Origin of the sequence: Corallococcus sp. NCSPR001, from assembly GCF_017309135.1 — a bacterium.
In the GTDB taxonomy this organism is placed as follows: domain Bacteria; phylum Myxococcota; class Myxococcia; order Myxococcales; family Myxococcaceae; genus Corallococcus.
Genome location: NZ_JAFIMS010000002.1, coordinates 7999018 through 8019130 on the forward strand (window position 1 = coordinate 7999018; position 20113 = coordinate 8019130).

General features: G+C 71.1%; 19 protein-coding genes. 6 read left to right on the forward strand and 13 right to left on the reverse strand.

Annotated elements, in window-relative coordinates; translation table 11 throughout:
• Positions 1–101 precede the first annotated feature (101 nt).
• The 4 genes from JYJ93_RS34040 to JYJ93_RS34055 all read right to left on the reverse strand — a co-directional run bounded on the left by JYJ93_RS34040 (position 102) and on the right by JYJ93_RS34055 (position 4959).
• Positions 102–1496 carry a hypothetical protein gene (locus JYJ93_RS34040; protein WP_206798685.1) on the reverse strand — a complete coding sequence of 465 codons (1395 nt, stop codon included), beginning with the start codon at positions 1494–1496 and terminating at the stop codon, positions 102–104.
• A gap of 86 nt (positions 1497–1582) precedes the next feature.
• Complete coding sequence (locus JYJ93_RS34045) at positions 1583–2542, reverse strand: sigma-70 family RNA polymerase sigma factor (RefSeq protein WP_206800589.1); 960 nt, start codon at positions 2540–2542, stop codon at positions 1583–1585.
• 555 nt (positions 2543–3097) lie between these two features.
• Positions 3098–4402 (reverse strand): FAD-dependent oxidoreductase, encoded by a 1305-nt coding sequence (locus tag JYJ93_RS34050; protein WP_206798686.1) that lies wholly within the window; start codon positions 4400–4402, stop codon positions 3098–3100.
• Positions 4403–4491: 89 nt separating this feature from the next.
• A complete protein-coding gene (locus tag JYJ93_RS34055; RefSeq protein WP_206798687.1) occupies positions 4492–4959 on the reverse strand; it encodes an Lrp/AsnC family transcriptional regulator in 468 nt (155 codons plus the stop codon).
• Positions 4960–5023: 64 nt separating this feature from the next.
• On the opposite strand from JYJ93_RS34055, the gene JYJ93_RS34060 reads away from it, so the two are divergent.
• Positions 5024–7138: a M3 family metallopeptidase gene (locus tag JYJ93_RS34060; protein WP_242544032.1), complete on the forward strand. Its 2115-nt coding sequence runs from the start codon at positions 5024–5026 to the stop codon at positions 7136–7138.
• A 5-nt stretch (positions 7139–7143) separates the two neighbouring features.
• Positions 7144–7539 (forward strand): VOC family protein, encoded by a 396-nt coding sequence (locus tag JYJ93_RS34065; protein WP_206798688.1) that lies wholly within the window; start codon positions 7144–7146, stop codon positions 7537–7539.
• An 8-nt stretch (positions 7540–7547) separates the two neighbouring features.
• Here the strand turns inward: JYJ93_RS34065 and JYJ93_RS34070 are convergent, their stop codons facing one another.
• Entirely contained in the window at positions 7548–8390 is an 843-nt protein-coding gene (locus tag JYJ93_RS34070) for an AraC family transcriptional regulator (protein WP_206798689.1), read from the reverse strand.
• A gap of 152 nt (positions 8391–8542) precedes the next feature.
• Here JYJ93_RS34070 and JYJ93_RS34075 point away from each other — a divergent pair, with 152 nt between their 5' ends.
• Positions 8543–9280, forward strand: a complete 738-nt coding sequence (locus JYJ93_RS34075) for an SDR family oxidoreductase (protein ID WP_206798690.1) — start codon at positions 8543–8545, stop codon at positions 9278–9280.
• Between the two features lie 160 nt (positions 9281–9440).
• Positions 9441–11012 (forward strand): PAS domain-containing sensor histidine kinase, encoded by a 1572-nt coding sequence (locus JYJ93_RS34080; protein ID WP_242544851.1) that lies wholly within the window; start codon positions 9441–9443, stop codon positions 11010–11012.
• On the opposite strand, the gene JYJ93_RS34085 is transcribed toward JYJ93_RS34080, so the two are convergent.
• The gene (locus JYJ93_RS34085) at positions 10998–11954 is read right to left on the reverse strand and encodes an alpha/beta hydrolase (RefSeq protein ID WP_206798692.1); all 957 of its coding nucleotides are present in this window, start codon (positions 11952–11954) and stop codon (positions 10998–11000) included. The genes JYJ93_RS34080 and JYJ93_RS34085 overlap by 15 nt on opposite strands.
• Positions 11955–12197: 243 nt before the next feature.
• On the opposite strand from JYJ93_RS34085, the gene JYJ93_RS34090 reads away from it, so the two are divergent.
• Together JYJ93_RS34090 and JYJ93_RS34095 are read left to right on the forward strand one after the other, a co-directional pair.
• Positions 12198–13190 carry a transglycosylase SLT domain-containing protein gene (locus JYJ93_RS34090; protein ID WP_206798693.1) on the forward strand — a complete coding sequence of 331 codons (993 nt, stop codon included), beginning with the start codon at positions 12198–12200 and terminating at the stop codon, positions 13188–13190.
• Between the two features lie 84 nt (positions 13191–13274).
• On the forward strand, positions 13275–13799 hold the full coding sequence (locus JYJ93_RS34095; RefSeq protein WP_206798694.1) for a hypothetical protein: 525 nt from the start codon (positions 13275–13277) through the stop codon (positions 13797–13799).
• 6 nt (positions 13800–13805) lie between these two features.
• On the opposite strand, the gene JYJ93_RS34100 is transcribed toward JYJ93_RS34095, so the two are convergent.
• From JYJ93_RS34100 to JYJ93_RS34130, 7 genes are all read right to left on the reverse strand, one after another.
• Positions 13806–14849: an ATP-binding protein gene (locus tag JYJ93_RS34100; protein WP_206800592.1), complete on the reverse strand. Its 1044-nt coding sequence runs from the start codon at positions 14847–14849 to the stop codon at positions 13806–13808.
• A gap of 71 nt (positions 14850–14920) precedes the next feature.
• Positions 14921–15622 carry a response regulator gene (locus JYJ93_RS34105; RefSeq protein WP_206798695.1) on the reverse strand — a complete coding sequence of 234 codons (702 nt, stop codon included), beginning with the start codon at positions 15620–15622 and terminating at the stop codon, positions 14921–14923.
• Positions 15622–16806 carry a protoglobin domain-containing protein gene (locus JYJ93_RS34110; RefSeq protein WP_206800593.1) on the reverse strand — a complete coding sequence of 395 codons (1185 nt, stop codon included), beginning with the start codon at positions 16804–16806 and terminating at the stop codon, positions 15622–15624. Before JYJ93_RS34110 ends, JYJ93_RS34105 begins: the two co-directional genes overlap by 1 nt.
• A 49-nt stretch (positions 16807–16855) precedes the next feature.
• On the reverse strand, positions 16856–18244 hold the full coding sequence (locus JYJ93_RS34115; protein ID WP_206798696.1) for a sigma-54 dependent transcriptional regulator: 1389 nt from the start codon (positions 18242–18244) through the stop codon (positions 16856–16858).
• 35 nt (positions 18245–18279) lie between these two features.
• Positions 18280–18576, reverse strand: coding sequence for a TraR/DksA C4-type zinc finger protein (locus tag JYJ93_RS34120; protein WP_206798697.1), 297 nt, complete (start codon positions 18574–18576; stop codon positions 18280–18282).
• Positions 18577–18599: 23 nt separating this feature from the next.
• On the reverse strand, positions 18600–19646 hold the full coding sequence (locus JYJ93_RS34125; protein WP_206798698.1) for a hypothetical protein: 1047 nt from the start codon (positions 19644–19646) through the stop codon (positions 18600–18602).
• Complete coding sequence (locus JYJ93_RS34130) at positions 19643–19981, reverse strand: hypothetical protein (RefSeq protein WP_206798699.1); 339 nt, start codon at positions 19979–19981, stop codon at positions 19643–19645. The genes JYJ93_RS34125 and JYJ93_RS34130 overlap by 4 nt, the downstream gene beginning before the upstream one ends.
• Between the last annotated feature and the right edge of the window lie 132 nt (positions 19982–20113).

Here is a 20113-nt window from a genome sequence, read left to right on the forward strand (position 1 = left end):
TTCCCCCGTTCGCACGCCCCGCCCGTCACCAGGGAACTGGTGACGGAGGGAGCGCTTGGACAGGGGCTTCACCCTTGGGGGCCATCCGGAAGTGGACCGGCCTACTGGAAGGTCACCTTGCCGTCCCGTTGGTAGCAGACATGAGGCACGCCATCGGTGGGACGGATCGCCACGCTGGGCCGGGAGTTGTCCTGCACCGACCCGAGCTGCGTATAGGTCCAGAAGCCCTGCGCGTCCGTCGTTCCGAGCGCCAGCGACGTCCCATTGCGAAGAGCGATGACCGGCTTGCCTCCGCCGTAGGTCAGGTCCGCCGCGGAGTATTTGTAATCCACCGCCGAGACCCTCCGGGTGCTGGCCGAGGCAGGTATCCCCACCGTGATGTCCTCGATGGCGTTCCATTCGCCTTCGGAGATGTTGTTGGAGAGCGCCAGCAGGTGCGAGTCCGGTGCCCAGACCGTCGAGAGCCAGGGCCCGATGGAGCTGGTCTTCAACGGGAAGGACTCCACGGCCGAGCCCCGCAGGACCTGCAGCGACTGACTGACGTAGCCACTCGACGGCTGGTGCGTGATGAAGTGCAGCGCTCCGGCCGCGTCGAAGAGGGCGTCGCTCGTGAGCGCCTGGGAGGCGACGGAGAGCGGCACGGAGGACCACGTGTTCGCCCCCGTCCGGGTCGCGATCTTGACGCTCCCCGCGTTGCCGCTGCTGAAGACGATGACCGGCCGCTGCGCCTGCGCCGGGTTGAGCGCGATGCTGATGCGGGTCACGACCGAGGCGTCGACGTCCTCACGAACCCAGACACCATTGACGCGTGTGGCATAGCCCACCCGCATTGGCGAGGTGTTGATGTTGCCGGTGCCCTTGGAATAGGCGACATGCGGCGCGCCAGTGATCGGGTCGATGACCAGCTGGCTCTTCACGACGAAGACGCCCCCGTTGTTGAAGCCGGGGCCGTCAATCAACTCCGTCGTCCAGGCCGAGCCGTCCCAGCTCCCGTACCAGAGGCTGTTGTGGGTGTCGTTCGTGTAGATGACGTGGCCCTGGCCCGTGCTGTCGAACACGATGTCGCAGCTGCTGCCGGTGACATCCGGCCCCGTGTCGATGACGGAGCTGGAGGCGAGCGGCGCGGCCACCACGTTGAAGTGGAACGCGCCCTCCGCCGTCTTGCCGGACTCCGTCTCGACGGTGACGGAAAGGGAAGCCGTCCCCGCCGTGGGCAGCGTCCAGGTGACCCGCTCCTGGGAGGGCTCGATCGCACCCGCGTCGGCGCTCCAGCGCACGGACTTGATGGCTTCACCCGAGGCGACGACCCGGAAGCGCTCCGCCGTGCTCTCCACGTAGGGGCCCGCGCCGTCCTCGCGTTCAATCAGCAGCGCCACCGCGTCCGCACTTCGGGATTGGATGACCTCCACGGGGCGGGGCTCACGGCCGCAACCGGCGAGCAACGTCAGCCCCCCTAACATCAGGATCCTGGGGCCCCACATCTTCCGCATCGACATTCGAGTTCCTCTTTTCCGGGGGAGGCCACTCAAACGGATGCGTTCTTCGAAAGATTTATCAGAACCATTTTTCCAAGAAGTCCGCGTCATCCCGGCACGGGCATGCGCACCCCCGTGAGCTTCCGGTCCACCAACACGGAATGCAGCGCATGGATGCGTCCGCTGGCGTCCACGTCCACGCGAAGCACCATGCGCAGGGCCAACAGCGGGTCCCGTCCCGGCGGGTACACCGCCACCACGGCGGGCAGGCCATTGAGCATCCGCGCCTCCCACGCCACGGGCGGGCCTCGCATCTCCATCAACCGGCGCAGGAAGAGCATGACGCGCTGGGGGCCCACGATGGGCACGAGGGCCGCGCGCACCTTGCCGCCACCATCCGACAGTGCGCGCACATCCGAAGCCAGCAGCGCCTCCGCGGCGGCCACGTCTCCCGTCACCAGCGCGCCCAGGAAGGCCTCCAGCGAAGCCCGCGTGCGGGCCTGCACGTCGCGAGTGGGAACACACCGTGACTGGTCATACGTGGCCATCGCGGCACGGGCGCGGTGGTGCACGACCTTCACGTTCGCCTCGCTCATGCGCAGCGCTTCGGCCACTTCCAGCACCGAGTAATCAAAGACATCGCGCAGCAGCAGCACCGCGCGCTGCTTGGGCGACAGGGCCTCCAGCGCCAGGAGGAAGGCGAAGGAGACGCTCTCCAGCAATTCATAGCGCCCCTCCGTCGAGCCGCCGTCCGGGAGCCGCGCCTCCACCGAGGGAGGGACCTCTTCGTCCCCGGTCTCCACGGGAGAAGGCAGCCAGGGTCCGAGGTAGTCCTCACGCTGCCGCCGCCGCAGGTGGTCCCGGGACAGGTTCACCGCCACGCGGGTCAACCAGGGGCGCAGCGAGTCCAACCGCTTCGGTGGGGTCGCGAGCGCGCGCGCATAGACCTCCTGCACCAGGTCGTCCGCGTCCGCGGCCACGCCGGTCATCCGGTAACAGAGCCCCCAGAGAAAGCGCTCATGCTCACGCGCCGCCTGCCCCAGTGCACCTCGCGCCTGTGCATCCATCCCGTTCAAGCCCTCACGTTCCAACAATCCAAGAACCCCACCGGAGCCCCACATGGCCTGGTCCCAAGCCCCCGAACCTCCACCACGCCCCTCCGGGCCCGGACCGCGCCAAACCTGTCCGACTGTCGGACAAGTTTCCAAGGTCCGCAGCCAGCGCCCGGCGCTCCACCAAGGTCCCCAACCTGTCCGACAGGCCGCCGCCGACTGGATCCACGGTCTCCAACCTGTCCGACTGTCCGACAGGTTTCTTCGCTTCCCTGAAGCGGCGCGAAACCCTGCCGCGCTCCGCCAAACCTGTCCGACTGTCCGACAGCTTTTCCGCTGCCTGGAGGAGGAGGCCAGCCTTGGTCCGCCCAAACTTGTCCGGCTGTCGGACAGGTTTTCCGCGGACCGGAGGCGACAGGGGCCTGCCGCAGTCCGCCCAACTTGTCCGACTGTCCGACAGGTTTCTCCGTTGCTCGGAGGTGGCGGAGGTCCACCCAACTTGTCCGACTGTCCGACAGGTTTCTGCTCCGCGCCTCCGGAAGGGGCCCCTGGCCTGGATGCCCGGCCGCATCAAGTCCCCGCCGCACGGCGCTGAGTCGTCGCGGTGCGCGGCACCAGGGCCTGCTCCACGGCCTCGGCGCTCGCCAGGGATGCGTCCGCGAGCATTCCCTCCGCGCCCACCCAGTCACCCACGCGGAACAGTCCGCTCACGTGCGGCACCTCCACGGAGGGACGCCCGGCCAGCCCGCCGTTCACGGCCCGGGGCAGCCCAGCGCTGACGGTGAGCGAGGGCCGGTAGCGCCGCGCCACCACCTTCTCGCGCCAGCCCGGCTGGAGCGCGTCCATCACGGCTTCCAGTGCCGCCTCGCTCGCCTCCGTGTCCGCGCCGCCCAGGTACTTCGCCACGTGCACCATCGTTCCCCCTTCCGGGGCAAGCTTCGCGGAAGCCGAATGCACCGACGCGTACCAGGGCCCATCCAGCCCGAGAGCGAACAACGCATCCGGCCTCGACAGGGCCGACAGGCCCAGCTCCAAGGTCGCCGCATGGATGGGCACTGCCTCCCGCGCCTCCCGGGCGAGCACCGCGTCTCCCGGCATGAGCGCCGCCACGTCCGCGGGGCTCCCCGCCATCACCACCGCGTCCGCGCGGTGCACCGTGCCGTCCGCGAGCCGTACGCCCTCGACCCGCTTGCCTCCCTCCTGGAGAACGACAGCCTCTGCTCTCGCGGACAGCTCCAGCCGGGCACCCGCCTCGCGCCCCAGCCGCTCCACCGCGTCCACCAACGTGCTCCAGCCTCCGTCCACGTACAGCACGTTCGCGGCGGTCGCGCACTGGAGCTGCTTCAGCCCCGCCTCCGCGCTGAGCGCCTCGAAGTCCGCGCAGTACGAGGACACGCGGATCAGCGCGCCGACGAGCGCCCGGCTGTCCTTGCGCGTCAGGCGCGTCTCCAGCCACTCCCGCATCGGCATGGACGCCAACGGCTGCGTGTCGATGCGGGCCAGCCCCGCCAGCACCTTCGCCACCTCCAGCTTCGAGGCGAGCGACAACACGTCCGTCGTCATCAGCGTCACGGCCCCCCGAGGCAGCGTGTGCAGCCGGCCGCCGACCAGCGCATGGGAGCCCGTCTGATTCGGAATGCCTCCCGTGGGCCTCACGCCCAGGCGCTCCAGCACCCGATATGCCGCGCCCGCCCGGTACAGGGCATGCGGGCCCAGGTTGAAGCGGAAGCCCTCCACCTCCGTCGTCCTCGCCCGGCCTCCCAGGTGCTTGGAGCGCTCGTACACCGTCACCTCACAGCCGCCGCGCGCGAGCAGCGCCGCCGCCGTGAGCCCGCCCAGCCCCCCGCCCACCACGGCCACCTTCGTCGCCTGCATGTCCGTCCTCCGTCCCGGCGCCCGGCGCATTCCGGGCATCCATCGGCCACCACGAACGAGGACGAAAAAAGGTTACAGCGCCGGCCCCGTCAGGCGCCCCGGTCGACCGGCAGCCCCGAGCGCGCGAAGGAGAACACCAGCGACGTCTCGATGCGGCTCACCTCCGGACGGCTGGTGAAGGACTGGATGGTGAGCACGCGCAGGTGTTCCGTGTCCCGACACACGACGTGCACCAGGAAGTCCGTCGTGCCTCCCAGGCAGTAGACGGCCACCGTCTCCGGCAACGAACGCAGGTGGTCTCCGATGCTGCCGAAGTGCTCTCCCACGTGGAGCCGGAGCTGCACGCCGATGAGCGCCTGGAGCCCCAGCCCCAGCGGGCGAGGATCCAGCTCCGCCCGATAGGAGCGGATGACCCCGTCCGTCTCCAACCGCTTCACCCGCGCGAGGCATGACGAAGGGGCCAGCCCCACCTTCGCGGCCAGCTCCTTGTTGGACAGCCGTGCATTGTTCTGGAGGGCCTCCAGAATCGCGCGATCAATTCGGTCGAGTGCGGCCATTCGAGGCTCCCGGGCGAATTCCATTCGATGGATGCCGCTCAATCCTGGCCCGTATTCTGTCCGCATGCCACGACACAGAATCGCAGCATGCCTCGTCCTCCTGGCGGGCCCGGCCTTCGCGGCCCCCGCTTCGTCGCCGGAGAGCCTGCTCGCGCCCTGGTCCGGGCCTCATGGAGGCGTCCCACCGTTCGACCGCGCGCGGGTGGAGGACTTCGCTCCGGCGCTCGAAGCCGCCATGGCGCAGGCTCGCCGCGAGGTCGCCGCCATCGTGGACTCTAAGGAGCCACCCACCTTCGAGAACACCATCGCCGCGTACCAGGACTCCGGCCGGAGCTTCAATCGCGTCTACGAGGTCTACAACGCGTGGTCCTCGTTCGTGAGTTCACCGGAGTACCAGGCCGTGGAGCGCGAGATGGCACCGCGGCTGTCCGCGTTCTGGGATGAGGAGTCCCAGAACCGCAAGCTCTTCCGCCGCATCAAGGCGGTCCGGGACTCGGCCGCGAAGGCGAAGCTGACGCCGGAGCAGCAGCGCCTGGTGACGTCCTCCTACGATGACTTCGTGCGCTCGGGCGCCCTGCTGGACGCAGCGGGGGCGAAGCGAATGGCCGCGCTCAATCAGAAGCTCGCCACGCTCTACACGACGTTCAACCAGAACGTGCTCGCCGACGAGAAGCGCTTCACCCTCCTGGAGAACGAGGCGGACCTGGCGGGCCTGCCAGAGCCGCTGCGAAAGGCCGCGGCCGCGGAGGCCACGGCGCGCGGACAGCCGGGGAAGTGGGCCGTGGCCAATACCCGCTCGGTGGTGGCGGACTTCCTCACGTATTCGGAGCGGCGGGCGCTGCGCGAGAAGGTCTGGCGCAACTACGACAGCCGCGGCGACCACGGCGACGCGCATGACAACAACGCCGTCATCACGCAAATCCTCGCGGCGCGCGCGGAGCAGGCCAGACTCATGGGCTTCCCCACCCACGCGCACCGCCAACTCCAGCACGCGATGGTGAAGACGCCCGAGCGCGCGATGAAGCTGCTGGAGACGCTGTGGACGCCCGCGGTCGCGCGCGTGCGCGAAGAGGTCGCCGCGATGACTGTCATTGCCCGGAGCCAGGGCCAGGAGGAGCCCATCGCCCCGTGGGACTACCGCTACTACGCGGAGAAGGTGCGCAAGCAGGCGTATGACTTCGACGACAGCGAGGTGAAGCCCTACCTCCAGTTGGAGACCCTGCGCGAGGGCATGTTCTGGGTGGCGGGCCAGCTCTTCGGCTACACCTTCACGCCCGCGCCGGACGTGCCCGTCTACCACCCGGACGTGCGCGTCTTCGCGGTGAAGGACCGGGAGAGCGGCCGCGAGCGCGGGCTCCTCTACTTCGACCCCTACGCGCGCGAGGGCAAGTACAACGGAGGGCAGACGGAGACGTACCGCGTCCAGGAGCGCTTCCGGGGCGAGGTGCCGGCCCTGGTGGCCATCAGCATGCCGTTCGTGAAGCCGGGAGCGGGCAGCCCCGCGCTGCTCGGCTGGCGCGACGCGCAGACGCTGTTCCATGAGTTCGGCCACGCGCTGCACACGCTGAGCGGGGACGTGACGTACCCGTCGCTCGGGGGCAGCCGCGTGGTGAGCGACTACGCGGAGTTCCCGTCCAAGCTGTTCGAACATTGGCTCGCCACGCCGGAGGTGCTGAGCCGCTTCGCGCTGCATCACACGACGGGGCAGCCCATGCCGCGGGCGCTCGTGGCCCGCCTCCAGAAGGCGGCGACGTTCAACCAGGGCTTCTACACCGTGGACTTCCTCACCTCCGCGTTGGTGGAGATGAAGATGCATCTGGCGGGCGCGAAGCGCATCGACCCCGACGCCTTCGAGCGCGCCGTGCTCCGCCAGATGGGCGCGCCCGTGGAGGTCGGCATGCGCTTCCGCATGCCCCATTTCGGCCACGTCTTCGCCAGCAACGCCTACGCGGCGGGCTACTACCGCTACCTCTGGGCGGACATGCTGGCCTCGGATGCCTTCGAGGCCTTCCAGGAGGCCGGAGGTCCCTATGACGCGAAGGTGGCCGCGCGCCTGTATGAGCACGTGCTCTCCGTGGGCAACACCGTCGACCCGTTCGAGGGCTACCGGAAGTTTCGTGGAAAGGACGCGAGCCTCGACGCGCTGATGCGCGAGCGCGGCTTCGCGCCCGTACACTGAGGGCCATGATCGATCACACCGGCATTGGCGTCGCGGACGTCGCCCGCTCGGCGGCGTTCTACGACGCGGCGTTGGGGGCGCTCGGCCTGCGCCGCGCCATGCAGCTTCCCCAGGACACCGGAGCGGATGGCATTGGCTATGGCCGCGACTACCCCATCTTCTGGATCGACCGCTTCCATCCCCATGGCGTGAAGCAACACACGGCCTTCGCCGCCACCAGCCGCGCCCAGGTCGACGCCTTCCACGCGGCCGCGGTGGCGGCGGGCGGAACCGACAACGGGCCGCCCGGGCCGCGCGGCGCCCAGACGGGCTACCCCGCCGGTTACTACGCCGCCTTCGTGCTGGACCCGGACGGCAACAACATCGAAGCGGTCTTCCGGGAGCCGCCCCAGGGACTGTGACGGCGGCCTCACTGCACGGCGCGCGCGTACTGCCCCGGCGTGATGCCGACGATGCGCTTGAAGTGCCGGTTGAGCTGACTCTGGTCACAGAGCCCGACCTGGAGCGCGACCTCCGCGGGTGCCAGTCCCTGGGACAGCAGCCGCTGCGCTCGCGAGACGCGCAGGTGGGTGAGGTACGCGTGAGGCGGCATGCCCAGCGCCTCGCGGAAGGCGCGGCACAGGTGGAACCGGTTCCAGCCCACCTGATGGGCCAGCGACTCCAGGGTGATGCCCTCCGGGATGGCCTCGTGCAGGGCCTCCACCACGCGCTGGATGGGCCAGCGGTAACGCCGCTCCCCCGCGCCTGGATGCTCCAGACATCCGACCAGCGAGGAGAGGGCTTCGGCCAGGGCCGTCTGGAGCGAGAGCGCGCTGGAGCGTCCCTCCAGGCCCGCATCCAGCACGGCGTGGAGGCGCACGAAGTCGGCCGCCGAGGGCTGTGACGTTTCGAGTTGGAGTTGGCGCAGCCGCGCGGAGGCCGGCGCGCCCAGCGCCTCGCGGGCCTCGTCGACGAGGGACTCGTCGAAGGCGATGACCTGGAACCGGGCAGGTCCGTCCCGGCGTAGGTCCCGGTGCACCTCGCCCATCTGCTTGAGGTCGACCGTCCGGGGCGAGGAGGCGTGGACCTTGCCCCGCCCCCACCACTCCGAGTGCCCCCGCTGCGTCAGCGTCACGGAGAAACGCTCCTTCACGGAGCGCAGCAGCCGCCCGTCGGTCCGGTAGCGCACCAGCCGCAGGCCCGGCAGCTCCGGGAACAGGAAGGTCTGGATGGACAGGGGACCATCCACGACGGCGTAAGGGCGAGCGGTCACGGTTGGATTCTAGGGACGGGCCTCCCCCCTGGCTTGGGCGAAATTGACCTGCACGGCATGGCAACAACGCCCAAGCCCGGCGCGCCCCGGCATGGCCAAGTCTTGCATTGCACGCCCGGCCCTCCCTTCACCTGGCCGGGCAGGAAGGCGTCATGTCAGGCATCCAGGACAAGGTCATTGCCATCACCGGGGCCAGCAGCGGCATTGGCGAGGCGGCGGCGCTGCTGCTCGCCGGGCGCGAGGCGAAGGTCGTCCTTGGCGCGCGCCGGCTGGAGCGGTTGGAGCCGGTGGTGGAGCGCATCACGAAGGCGGGAGGAGAAGCCCTCTGCGCACGGACCGACGTGAAACGTCGCGAGGACGTCGACGGGCTCGTCCGCCTGGCCTGTGAGCGGTTTGGCAGGCTGGACGTGCTCATCAACAACGCGGGCAGCCTGGCGACCTCTCCGCTGGACGACCTGCGCGTCGACGACTGGGAGGACCTGGTCGACACCAACATCAAGGGGGTGCTGTACGGCATCGCCGCGGCGCTGCCGGTCTTCCGGCGGCAAGGCTTCGGGCACCTCATCAACACCGCGTCGACCTCGGCGCACCGGATCGTGCCCGGCCAGGCCGTGTACGCCGGGACCAAGTTCGCCGTACGAGCCATCTCCGAAGGCCTGCGCCAGGAGGCGGGTCCCAAGCTGCGGGTGACGGTCATCTCACCCGGGATGACCCGGACGAACTTCCTCGAGCACGTGAAGAACCCGGAGCTCCGGGCCAGGTTCGAGGAGGTCCGGGACAGGCTCGCGATCCCACCGGATGCGATTGCCCGGGCCATGGCCTACGCCATCGAGCAGCCCGCCGACGTGGACGTGGGTGAGGTGATTGTCCGTCCCACCGCGCAGGACTGAAGGCCGCGGCCGCGAGCCGGAAGGTGTCCGCCGAAAGCGAGCTGCCGTCCGCGACCGACACCGGCGCTCCGGCCGGGGCCCGGCGCGCCCGCTCCCCGTGCCTGGCGGAACGGAGGCGCGAGGCTCGCGTGTTTCACGACCTGGAGGGACCGTGGCACGCATGGAGTGCACGCACGCAGGCCAGGACACGGATGTGCTCTTCCGCTTCCTGGTCCAGAGCGCGAAGGACCGCGCCATCTTCGGCATCGACCTGCAAGGGCACATCATCAGCTGGAACACGGGCGCCGAGCACATCAAGGGCTGGCGCGCCGAGGAGGTCCTGGGCCAACACTTCGGCATGCTCTTTCCCGAGGAATACCGCCAGCAGGGACGTCCTCAGAAGGAGCTGAAGGAGGCCCTCGACACGGGGCACTTTCGAGGCGAGGAGCCCCGGCAGCGCAAGGACGGAAGCCTCTTCATCGCGGAGATAGACCTGTGGCTCCTGCGTGACGACGCGGGCCACCCCTGCGGGTTCGTGAAGGTCACGCAGGACGTCACCGAGCGCAGGCTGGCGGAGGTGGAACGCGAGGCGCTGCTTGCACGGGAGCGAGCCTCCCACGCCGAGGCGGAAGAGGAGCGCCACAAGCTCTACGCCATCTTCGAGCAGGCCCCCGTGGGCATCGCCATCTTCCGGGGCCCCCGGCACGTCATCCAGTTCGCCAACCCCGTCCAGTGCCGCTTCTGGGAGCGGACCAGGGAGGAGGTGGTCGGCAGGCCTCTCATCGAACTGCTGCCCGAGACGCTGGGGCCGTCCATCATCGCGAAGGCCTGCGACCCCGTCTTCCAGAAGGGAGAGTCCCGGGTCTTCATGGAGGAGCGCTTCGAGTTCACCCGCCCGGACACGGGCGAGCGGGTGGAGCGCTACTTCAACTACACGCACGTGCCCATGCGAGGCCGGGACGGCGCCGTCGAGGGGTTCATGGGAGTGGCCTGGGACACCACGGACGCGGTGAAGTCCCATCAGCGCGCGGCGGTCCTGACCCGGCAGCTCCAGGACCGCGTCGACTTCGAACAGCAGCTCATCGGCATCGTCAGCCATGACCTGCGCACCCCGCTCAATGCCATCCACCTGACGGTGAGCGCCATGGCCCGCCGCTACGAGCTCGACGCGCGCACCGCCCAGTCCGTGCTGCGCATCCAGTCCGCCGTGCACCGCGCGGGGCGGCTCGTGGGCGACCTGCTCGACTTCACCCAGGCCCGGCTGGGCGAGGGCATCCCCATCACGCCCCGGGCCTCGGACCTGAACCAGGTGACCCGGCAGGTGTTGGCTCAGGTGGATGCGGCGCACCCCGGCCGCACCCTGCGCGTGCAGGAGCGGGGCGACGCGACGGGCGTGTGGGACTCCGAGCGGATCGCCCAGGTGGTGCAGAACCTGGTCACCAACGCCCTCAAGTACAGCCCCGAAGCCAGCCCGGTGCAGGTGACGACGCGGGGCGAGGACGGATGGGTGTGCCTGTCCGTCCACAACCAGGGGCCGCCCATTCCGCCGGAGAAGCTGCCCCGCATCTTCGAGCCGCTCCAGCGCGCGACGTCGGAGGTGGACTCCACCTGCCGCAGCGTGGGGCTGGGGCTCTACATCGTGAAGCAGTTGGTGGAGGCCCACGGCGGCACCGTCGACGTCACCTCCACCCTCAAGCAGGGCACCACGTTCACCGTGCGCCTGCCCCGGCACGGGGACTCAGGAGGGCAGTGACTTCAGGAACGCCAGCAGCGCGGCGTTCACCTCCTCGGGGCGCTCCTGCTGAATCCAGTGGCCCGCGCCCGGAATGACGAGCACGTCCTGGAGCCGCGGCACCAGGGCCTTCATGGCGTCCAGCGGAGCGAAGGCGCGGCCCGGGTCCTTCTCCCCGGTGATGAACAGGGCGGGCTGCGGGATGATGGCCGTCGCCAGTTCGGGCAGCTCCTCCCAGTCTCGGTCCATGTTGCGGTAGCGATTGAGCCCGCCACGGAAGCCGCTGCGCTGAAGCTCCTTCGCGAAGTGCGCAAGGTCCTCCTCCGTGAGCCACGCGGGCAGCGACTCCGGCACCTGGAGGCCGGTGAGGAAGCCGTCGCCCTTGCGGCGTGACTTCACGGCCTCCGCCTGCGTGTCGAAGCCGGGGCTGCCGCCCAGCGTGATGCGGAGCGTCCTGGGGATGTCCGCTTCGAGCTCGGCCTCGGCGACGCCCGGCTCCTGGAAGTAGAGGATGTAGAACCACTTGTCCCCGAACACGTGCCGGAAGAGCTGGGTGGGCGGCATGGGCGTGCGGCCCAGGTGCGGCACGCTCATGCCCACGACGGCGCGGAAGCGGTCCGGGTGCAGCGCGGCGAGCGTCCACGCCATCGCGGAGCCCCAGTCGTGGCCCACCACCACGGCGGTCTTCTCTCCCAGCGCGTCCAGCAGGCCCACGAAGTCCGCCAGCAGGTGCTTCATGCTGTACGCCTCGATGGGCTCCGGCCGGTCGCTCTGGCCGTAGCCGCGAACGTCGGGAGCGACCGCGTGGTAGCCGGCGTCCGCGAGCGCCCGGAGCTGGTGGCGCCACGAGTACCCGGACTCCGGCCAGCCATGGAGGAACAGGACCAGCGGGCCCTGGCCGGCCTCGGCGAGGTGCAGGTGGATGCCATTCGTCCGGACGGTGCGGTGGGTGATGTCGGCCATGGGAGCGTTCTGCACGACGCGCCGCCTCCCTGCCATGCCCCGGACGACGGTGGGTTCGGATGATGACGGAGGGCATCGGGCCGGTGACACGAGTCACCAGGCACGGGCCCCGGCGCCTCTCCGCGTTGCCCGTGAAATCCATGGGTTGCCCATGGCCGCCGCGTCCCAGGGGGCTGGCACACCGGCTGCTATGGGGTCCCGCATCGCTTCACTGGAACCCAATCCCTTTCGAGGTCCCCCGCCATGGCCATCTCGCCCCTCCGCAGCCCCTCCGCCTCCGTGTCCCGCCTGCCGGTGCAGGACGCCGCCTCTCCCCGCCTCGCGGGTCGTCCGGGGGGCGTGGATGGGTTCTCCTCCGGCCAGAAGCCGGGCTCGCCGGGGCTCGCGGCGCTCCAGCAGGACGGCTTCGACATCGGCGCCGGCAAGGGCGCGGAGCTGGGCAAGTTGCTTCAGGACACGCTGTCCGCGCTGACGTCCATCGTGCAGTTGGTGGCGCAGGCCGTGCCGGGCGCCGCGCAGGCCGTCTCCGGAGCCCAGGGAGCCCAGGGCGCGCAGGGTGAGCAGGGCGTCCCGCGAAACAGGTGCGGCGCGGGTCCGCAGCCCTTCTCGGACAGCAGCTTCACGCCGCAGGACTCCAGCCGTCCTCCCGTGGCGCTCAACGGCAACACCGGCGTGGTGGGCCCCTCGGCGTCGCAGTCCCAGGCGTCCAACGGCAACACCGGCGTGGTGGGACCCACGACCTCCTCCTCGGGTGGCGGGACGAAACTGGGCGGCAACCTGCCCCCGGGGCTGGAGAAGTTCCGGGGCGCCATCGAGTCCGCGTCCGCCAAGACGGGCATGCCGGCGGAGATGCTGGCCGCGCAAATCTGGCAGGAGTCGCGCGGCAACCTGGAAGCCGTCTCCACCAACGGCGGCAACGGCCTGACGGACACCGGCCTGATGCAGGTCAACCCCAACACCTACGGGGAGCTGCAGGCGAAGCACCCGGAGCTCCAGGGCAAGAACCTCTCCGACCCGGAGACCAACATCCTGGCGGGCGCCTTCTACATGAAGGACATGAAGGAGCAGTTCGGCAGCGATGAGCTGGCCCTGCGCGCCTACAACTCCGGCCCCAACGGCGTGGACAAGAGCAACCCGGACGCCATCCCCGCCGGCACCGGCGACGCCACCTACGTGCAGAAGGTGAAGTCCTTCATGAACACGCTGGCCACCGGCCAGGGCACGCTGCCCGCGTAGGAGGCCGTGTCCATGACGCACCCGTGACGGAAGGATGGCACCCCCCGGGGGAAGGAGGCGGAGCCGGCGTCTAGCTTCCCCCTCATGACCTCTTCCTCCTTCCGTCCGGTCGTGTTGGCCGCGGTCTCCTCCTCCGCGCTGGTGCTGGGCGCGTGCGCGGGAGGCGCCGCAGCGACCCGCCCCGCGGAGTCCCTCTCCGTCCGGGAGCTGAACATCGTCGACGAGAACGGCCAGACGCGCATGCGCATCGCGGCGCCGATGCCCGACCCCCAGGGCCTCAAGCGCGCCGTCACCGCCTACGGCATCCAGTTCCTCAGCCCCACCGGGCAGGAGATTGGAGGCCTGGGGATGCTCGACTCCATTGGCGTCCGCGCGCTCTGCTTCGACAGCGAGGAGAGCTACGAGGCCATGTGCATGGGCCTGGAGAAGGAGAATCCCACCGTCACCTTCCGGAAGGACTGGAAGGAGCGCATCACGATGGGCGTGGTGGATGGCGTGGCGAGCATCGTCATCCACGACGCCCAGGGCACCCCGCGCCTCAAGCTGGAGGTGGACAAGGACGGGCAGGCGCGGACCGTCGGCGTGACGCCCGCGCCGGCCGCGCCCTGAGCCACGTCAGACCGACTCGGCCCGCGGTGCTCCGGGCAGGTGCACGCTGAAGCGCGCGCCGCCCAACGGCCCCTCCTCCACCAGGAGGGTGCCGCCGTGCTGGGTGACGATGGCGTGCACGATGGAGAGCCCCAGGCCGCTGCCGCTCGCCTTCGTCGTGAAGAAGGGCTCGAAGAGCCTCGCCCGCGACTCCACCGGCACGCCGGGCCCGCTGTCGTCCACGAAGAGCACCACCTCTTCCCTCCACGCGCTCGCGCTGAAGCGCACGCGGCCTCCCGCGGGCGTCGCCTCCAGCGCGTTGAGCGCCAGGTTCAGCAGCACCTGCCGCAGCCGCTCCTCCTCCCCCCACACGTCCAACGCGCCCGGCGGCTCCACCTCCAGCGTCACGCCGCGCTGCTCGGCCTGCCAGGCCAGGAGGCTGCCCACCCGCTCGAACAGCGGGGCCACCGCCACGGATTCCGACCTGAACTCGCGGGGACGGGCGAACTGGAGGAAGTCCTCGAGGATGTGGTCCAGGCGGCGGATTTCATCCCGCACCAGCAAGAGCGGCTCCAGGAGCGGCCCCTGGACGGACTCCTCCAGCCTGCGCACCCGCCGCTCCAGGACGGTGAGCTGCAGGCCGGCGGCGTTGAGGGGGTTGCGGATTTCATGCGTCAGGCCCGCGGTCAGCGTGCCCACCGCGGCCAGCTTCTCCGACACCTGCGCGCGCCGGGCCAGCGCCTGCTTCTCGCGGTGCAGCCGCACCTGGCGCAGCGCCTGCTCCAGCGTCACCAGCAGCTCCGGCGTGGCGCAGGGCTTGAGGAGGTACGCGCACGCGCCCGCGTGCACCGCGGCCACCGCCGCCTCCAGCATGCCCAGGCCCGTGAGCAGCACCACCTCTCCGTCCGGCACCAGCGCCTTGAGCCGGGGGGCCAGCCACGAGCCCTCTCCGTCCGGCAGCCGGACGTCCACCAGCGCCACGTCGAAGCCCGCCGGCGCCCGCTCCAGCGCCCCCGCGCAGCTCATCGCGCTGGAGACGACGTAGCCCTGGTCCTCCAGCAGCTCCTTCATGTTGTCCAGGAACGCCGCGTTGTCATCCACCACCAGCACCCGGGGACGCTCCCCCGCGCTCCCTGTCCCCGTCACGCGCGGTCTCCGTGCACGCGCTCCAGCGCGGCGAGCAGCGCCCCGGTGTCGAAGGGCTTGCGGACCCACCGGCCCTCGAAGTCCGCGGGCAGCGCCTCCGGGAAGGCCGTGACGACGAAGGGGGTGGTCGCGGGGAAGCGCTCCCGCACGCGGCGCAGCGCCTCGCCGTCCGGGCCGCCCGGCACGCGCAGGTCCACGAGCGCCGCGAAGGGGCGGACGGACTCGAGCCCCGCCACGTCCGGCACCGAGCGCGCGACCACGGCCGTGAAGCCGCGCTCGCGCAGCACCTCCGTGAGGTTGTCCGCGAGCTGGACGTCGTCCTCCACCAGCATGACGAGCCCGTCGCGGCGGGCCCGCGCGAGCAACTCCACCAGCGCGGGCACCGGCACCGGCTTGGGCAGCACCGCGAGCACACCCTCCGCGCGGGCCCGCGCGAGCTCGGCCTCGCCGGGGTGGGCGGTGACGACGATGGCCGCGAGCCCCGGGTCCCGCTGACGCAGGTGGTGCACCAGCGCGGCGCCATTCATCCCGGCCATGCACATGTCGGTGATGAGCACGTCGTAGCGCGTCTCGAGCGCGGCCTGGAGCGCGGCCTCGCCCCGGTCCACCACGGTGGCCTGGTGGCCCTCGTCCTCGAGGATCTCCGCCAGGTTCTCCGCGAAGGCCCGGTTGTCATCCACCAACAGGAAGCGGCCCATCAGGAAGGCTCCTGCGTCAGGGGAAGCTCCACCACGAAGCGGGCCCCTCCCGGCCCGGCTCCGGCTTCGGCGGGAGCGTATGCGATGCCGCCGCCGTGCCGCTCCAGGATGCGCCGCACGAGCGCCAGCCCCAGCCCCAGCCCGCGCGCCTTCGTGGTCATCAGCGGCTCGAAGACGCGCGCGCGGATGGCCGGGTCCAGCCCCGGGCCGCTGTCCTCCAGCACCAGGCGGACCCGCCGCGCCCCGTCCTCCGGGACGTCCGCCGTCAGCCGCACCTCGCCCTCGCGCTCGTCCAGCGCCTGCACCGCGTTCTGCAGCAGGTTCACGAAGACCTGCCGCAGCTGCACCGCGTCCCCTTCCAGCGGGGGCAGGGCCTCTAGGCCCTCCTCGCGCACGCGCACCCGAGGGGGCGGCGCGACGGCCTCCCGCGCGGAGGCCCAGACCTCCGCGAGCCGCAGCGGCGCGCGGACCAGCGGGCGGGAGCGGATCATGTCCAGCAGGCTGGTGACGATGTGGTTGGCGACCTCCACCTGTTCCCCGATGCGGTCCAGGTGCTTGGTCACGCGCGTGTCCTCCTTCGCGGAGGGGCGGCCCTTGAGGATGAAGAGCGAGGTCTCGATGACGCCCAGGGGGTTGCGCAGCTCGTGGCCGATGGAGCCCACGAGCTGGCCGAACGTCGCCAGCCGCTCGGCCCGGGCCGCCTGGGCCAGCAGGTCCTCGCGGTACGTGTGCAGCATGATGGCGAGCTCCAGGTCGAGGATCTTCCCCAGCGCCCGGTCCAGGCGGGCGGTCCGGGCGGGGTCGCCGCGCAGCGCCTCCTCCATCACCGCCGTCAGCTCCTGGCGCAGCAGGTTCATGGCGCCGAACATGTAGTGCTGCGGCAGGTGGATGCGCACGTGCACCCGCCCGATGCGGCAGCGGCGCTCGAAGTAGGCCTGGTCCCACGGCCCCAGCAGCAGCGACCCCATCCAGTCCTGGAGGGTCACCTTGAGGTGCCCCACCCGGCTCTCGCCTCCCTCCAGCGCCTCGCGCGCCCCCGGGTGTTCGAGGATGCGCCGGTAGAAGACATCCGCGATGCGCTCGAAGTGCGCGCAGGCGATGGGGTGCAGCTCCCGCAGGGCCTCCCCGTCAGTGGCGGAGAACCCCACGTAGCGCTGGAGCTCCTCCAGGATGTCGTCCGTCACGCCTCCAGGTCCGGCTTCCATGGCGAATCCCTTCCTTGCGCGCGGGGCCTCAAGACGCGGCCGGCTCCTCGTCCGGGCCGGCGCCCCCGCCGCCGTATTCCTTGAGCTTGTATTGGATCTTCCGCACGCTGATGCCCAGCACCTCCGCGGCGCGCGTGGTGGAGCCCTGCACCATCTCCAGCGTGCGGAGGATGGCCTCGCGTTCGATGGTGGCGAGCGTCGCGCCGGGGATGAGCCGGTCGCCGCTCCCGGCGCTGGGGCGGGGGCCGCGCAGCACGGGCGGCAGGTCGTCCGCCGTGAGCTCCTCGCCTCGCGCGAGCACCACGGCGCGCTCCACCGCGTTCTCCAGCTCGCGGATGTTGCCCGGCCAGTCGTGGCTCATCAGCGCCTCCAGCGTGCCGGGCGCCAGCCCCTTCACGGCCTTGCCGTGGACCCCGTTGCAGCGCTCGATGAAGTGGCTCGCCAGCGCGGGGATGTCCGCCTTGCGCCGGCGCAGGGGCGGCAGCGTCACCGCCACCACGTTGAGGCGGTAGTAGAGGTCCTCGCGGAAGCGGCCCGCCTTCACCTCCGCCTCCAGGTCGCGGTGGGTGGCCGCCACGATGCGCACGTCCACCTTCAGCGTCTGCGTGCCGCCCACGCGCTCGAACTCGCGGCCCTGCAGCACGCGAAGGAGCTTCACCTGCACGGCCGGGGAGATTTCGCCAATCTCGTCCAGGAACAGGGTGCCCCCGTCCGCCAGCTCGAAGCGGCCCTCCTTGCGCGCCAGGGCGCCGGTGAAGGCCCCCCGCTCGTGGCCGAACAGCTCGCTCTCCAGCAGGCCCTCGCTGAGCGCCGCGCAGTGCACCTTCACGAAGGGGCGCGCCTTGCGCGGGCTGAGCTCGTGCAGCGCCTGGGCCACCAGCTCCTTGCCCGTGCCGCTCTCCCCCAGGATGAGCACCGTGGCCCGCGTGGGGGCCGCCTGGTGGATGAGGGAGTAGACGCCCTGGAGTTCGGGCGCATCCCCGATGATGTTGCCCACGCGGAAGCGCTCCGCCACCCGCTCCCGCAGCTGCCGCGTCTCCTGCTTCAGCCGGCGCGTCTCCAGCGCCTTGGCCAGCACGACGAGCACGGCGTTCAAATCCAGCGGCTTGGTGAGGTAGCTCTCCGCACCCAGGCGCATGGCTTCCACCGCCGCCTCCACCGTGGCGAACGCCGTCATCATCACGAAGGCCGCGTCGCCGCCGTCCTCCTTCGCGCGGCGCAGCAGGGTGACGCCGTCCATGCGCGGCATCCGCACGTCGGTGAGCACCAGCGCGGGTGAGAAGTCCGGGAGCGCGGCGAGCGCCTCCACGCCGTCCGCGGCCTGCCGGACCTCGTACCCCTCTTCCGCAAGGAGGGTGGCCAGGGCGCGCCGCGCGTTCACCTCGTCATCCACGACCAGGATGCGTTCTGGGGCCATGATGTCCCTGCTTACCAGACCTGGACCCGGGGCATTCACGCGTCCACGTCCCGGGCCCGCGCGTCCGTGCACGTCAGGCAGCAGCGCGCCTCCGGGACGGCGAGCAGCCGCTGGCGGCCGATGGCGCCCCCACACCGCTCGCAGCAGCCGAAGCGACCCTGCTCGATGCGCTCGAGCGCCGCCTCCACCTCCTCCAGCTCGCGCGGCGGGAGGCACGCTGCCCGGGCGGGCGGGCGGGCCGCCACCGCCGCGTCCGCGCGCACCGTCCGCAGCGCGTCCCGGCGGGACAGGAGCATCCGCCGCGCCAGGGTCGTCATGGAGTCACCGTACATGGAGTCCTCGTTGCGCGCGGGCTTCAGGAGGCAGGGGGAAGCGACAGGGAGGCGGAGCGCTTGCGCCGCGCCGCGAGCACGCCCGGCGCCGCGAGCACCGCGACGGCCACCGTGACCAGCGCGGCGCCCGCCAGCTCCCGCACGCTCACGCCGGGCAGCCCCAGCCACGCGGCGAGCACGGCCGTCGCGCCCACGCCCGCGAACACACTGGAGGCGCGGTTGATGGGCACGGTGAAGGTGTTCTCCCGCGCATCCAGCAGCACCAGCCCCCCGAAGATGCCGCTGCCCTGGGAGAGCAGCCCCACGGCCAGCTCCACGGCCAGTGTGGGCCGCGTGAACATCCCGGTGAAGCCCTCGCGCAATTGCGCCGCCGCGCCCCCCACGCCCGCGAAGGCCCACAGCGACAGCAGGACGACGAGCGCGGGCGCGGCCACCATCTGCTCCTCCACGAAGTAGCGCTCGCGCGCGCCGGGCACGTGGTTCTTCGCCAGCCGGCTCATGAAGCGCAGCCGCACGAAGTAGCTGACGACGTACACCGCCCAGTCCACCCCCGCCACCAGCGACAGACGCGGCTCCGCGCCCGGCCCCGTCGCGACGAGCAGCGCCAGGAGGCTCACCCCCAGCGCGACGCGAGAAGGCCACGCGACGCTCCGGCCGCTCACCGCGTCCACCAGCGGCGCGAGCACCAGCACGCCGCCGCGCATCAGCAGCATCATGAAGACGATGGACGTCCCGTCGAAGGTGTACGCCAGCGTGGTGGTGGCGATGATGCCCGTGGTGCACAGGCCGGACAGGAAGGTCCAGCGCCCCGGCCAGGGCAGGCTCACCGGCCCGAAGCGCCGGCGCCCCGCGTGCTGGAAGGCGCCGCTCCACGCCAGGTACGCGAACATCCCCACGAGCGTGGCCAGCGCCGTGGAGGGCAGCAGCACGAAGCCGGGCAGCCCCGCGTCCATCCCCGGCAGCGCGCCCAGGCTCAGCGCCTTCGTCAGCGCGCTGTAGGGCAGGTAGCAGGCGAAGTACCCCAGCGCGAACCACCCGATGGCGACCGGGGCCTTGGGAGACGGGCTCATCGTCCTTCCGCCATGCACCCGGGGCAGCACCGGGCCTCGGGCACGACCCGGAGCCGCTCGGGTTCGATGAGCGCGCCGCAGTCCTCGCACCGGGGCAGGCCGTCCGGCGGCAGGTGCTCCAGCGCGCGCTCCAGCACCGCCAGGGCCCGCGCCTCGCGAGCGTCGAGCGCGTCGAGCAGCCGCGTCTCCTCCAGGGCCACCGCGCGGTCCACCCACTCCGGGGCCCCGGCGCCGGTGACCTCGCGCAGCAGCTCCCGGTGCTTGCGCCTCAGCTCCAGCAAGGCCCGCCACCGCTGGCGCAACAGCCGGTCCGCCTCTTCACGCGTGGCATTCATCGAGCATCCCTCCGTCTCCCGTATCGCGTCCCGGGCCCCCCACTTCGCGCGGCCCACGTCCGTTGCTCTACAGGATGCATGCCAGTCTTGTCCCGGGCCGTGCGCGGCGCGCCCCCGCAGGAGTTGCACGCG

Excerpts from the sequence above, each read along its gene's own strand:
- JYJ93_RS34045 (WP_206800589.1), bottom strand. The coding sequence starts at position 2,542 with ATGGATGCACAGGCGCGAGGTGCACTGGGGCAGGCGGCGCGTGAGCAT.
- JYJ93_RS34065 (WP_206798688.1), top strand. The coding sequence starts at position 7,144 with ATGATCGATCACACCGGCATTGGCGTCGCGGACGTCGCCCGCTCGGCG.
- JYJ93_RS34085 (WP_206798692.1), bottom strand. The coding sequence starts at position 11,954 with ATGGCCGACATCACCCACCGCACCGTCCGGACGAATGGCATCCACCTG.
- JYJ93_RS34120 (WP_206798697.1), bottom strand. The coding sequence starts at position 18,576 with ATGTACGGTGACTCCATGACGACCCTGGCGCGGCGGATGCTCCTGTCC.
- JYJ93_RS34105 (WP_206798695.1), bottom strand. The coding sequence starts at position 15,622 with ATGGGCCGCTTCCTGTTGGTGGATGACAACCGGGCCTTCGCGGAGAAC.
- JYJ93_RS34050 (WP_206798686.1), bottom strand. The coding sequence starts at position 4,402 with ATGCAGGCGACGAAGGTGGCCGTGGTGGGCGGGGGGCTGGGCGGGCTC.
- JYJ93_RS34095 (WP_206798694.1), top strand. The coding sequence starts at position 13,275 with ATGACCTCTTCCTCCTTCCGTCCGGTCGTGTTGGCCGCGGTCTCCTCC.
- JYJ93_RS34055 (WP_206798687.1), bottom strand. The coding sequence starts at position 4,959 with ATGGCCGCACTCGACCGAATTGATCGCGCGATTCTGGAGGCCCTCCAG.
- JYJ93_RS34090 (WP_206798693.1), top strand. The coding sequence starts at position 12,198 with ATGGCCATCTCGCCCCTCCGCAGCCCCTCCGCCTCCGTGTCCCGCCTG.
- JYJ93_RS34080 (WP_242544851.1), top strand. The coding sequence starts at position 9,441 with ATGGAGTGCACGCACGCAGGCCAGGACACGGATGTGCTCTTCCGCTTC.
- JYJ93_RS34075 (WP_206798690.1), top strand. The coding sequence starts at position 8,543 with ATGTCAGGCATCCAGGACAAGGTCATTGCCATCACCGGGGCCAGCAGC.
- JYJ93_RS34060 (WP_242544032.1), top strand. The coding sequence starts at position 5,024 with ATGCCACGACACAGAATCGCAGCATGCCTCGTCCTCCTGGCGGGCCCG.
- JYJ93_RS34100 (WP_206800592.1), bottom strand. The coding sequence starts at position 14,849 with ATGAAGGAGCTGCTGGAGGACCAGGGCTACGTCGTCTCCAGCGCGATG.
- JYJ93_RS34040 (WP_206798685.1), bottom strand. The coding sequence starts at position 1,496 with ATGTCGATGCGGAAGATGTGGGGCCCCAGGATCCTGATGTTAGGGGGG.
- JYJ93_RS34125 (WP_206798698.1), bottom strand. The coding sequence starts at position 19,646 with ATGAGCCCGTCTCCCAAGGCCCCGGTCGCCATCGGGTGGTTCGCGCTG.
- JYJ93_RS34115 (WP_206798696.1), bottom strand. The coding sequence starts at position 18,244 with ATGGCCCCAGAACGCATCCTGGTCGTGGATGACGAGGTGAACGCGCGG.
- JYJ93_RS34130 (WP_206798699.1), bottom strand. The coding sequence starts at position 19,981 with ATGAATGCCACGCGTGAAGAGGCGGACCGGCTGTTGCGCCAGCGGTGG.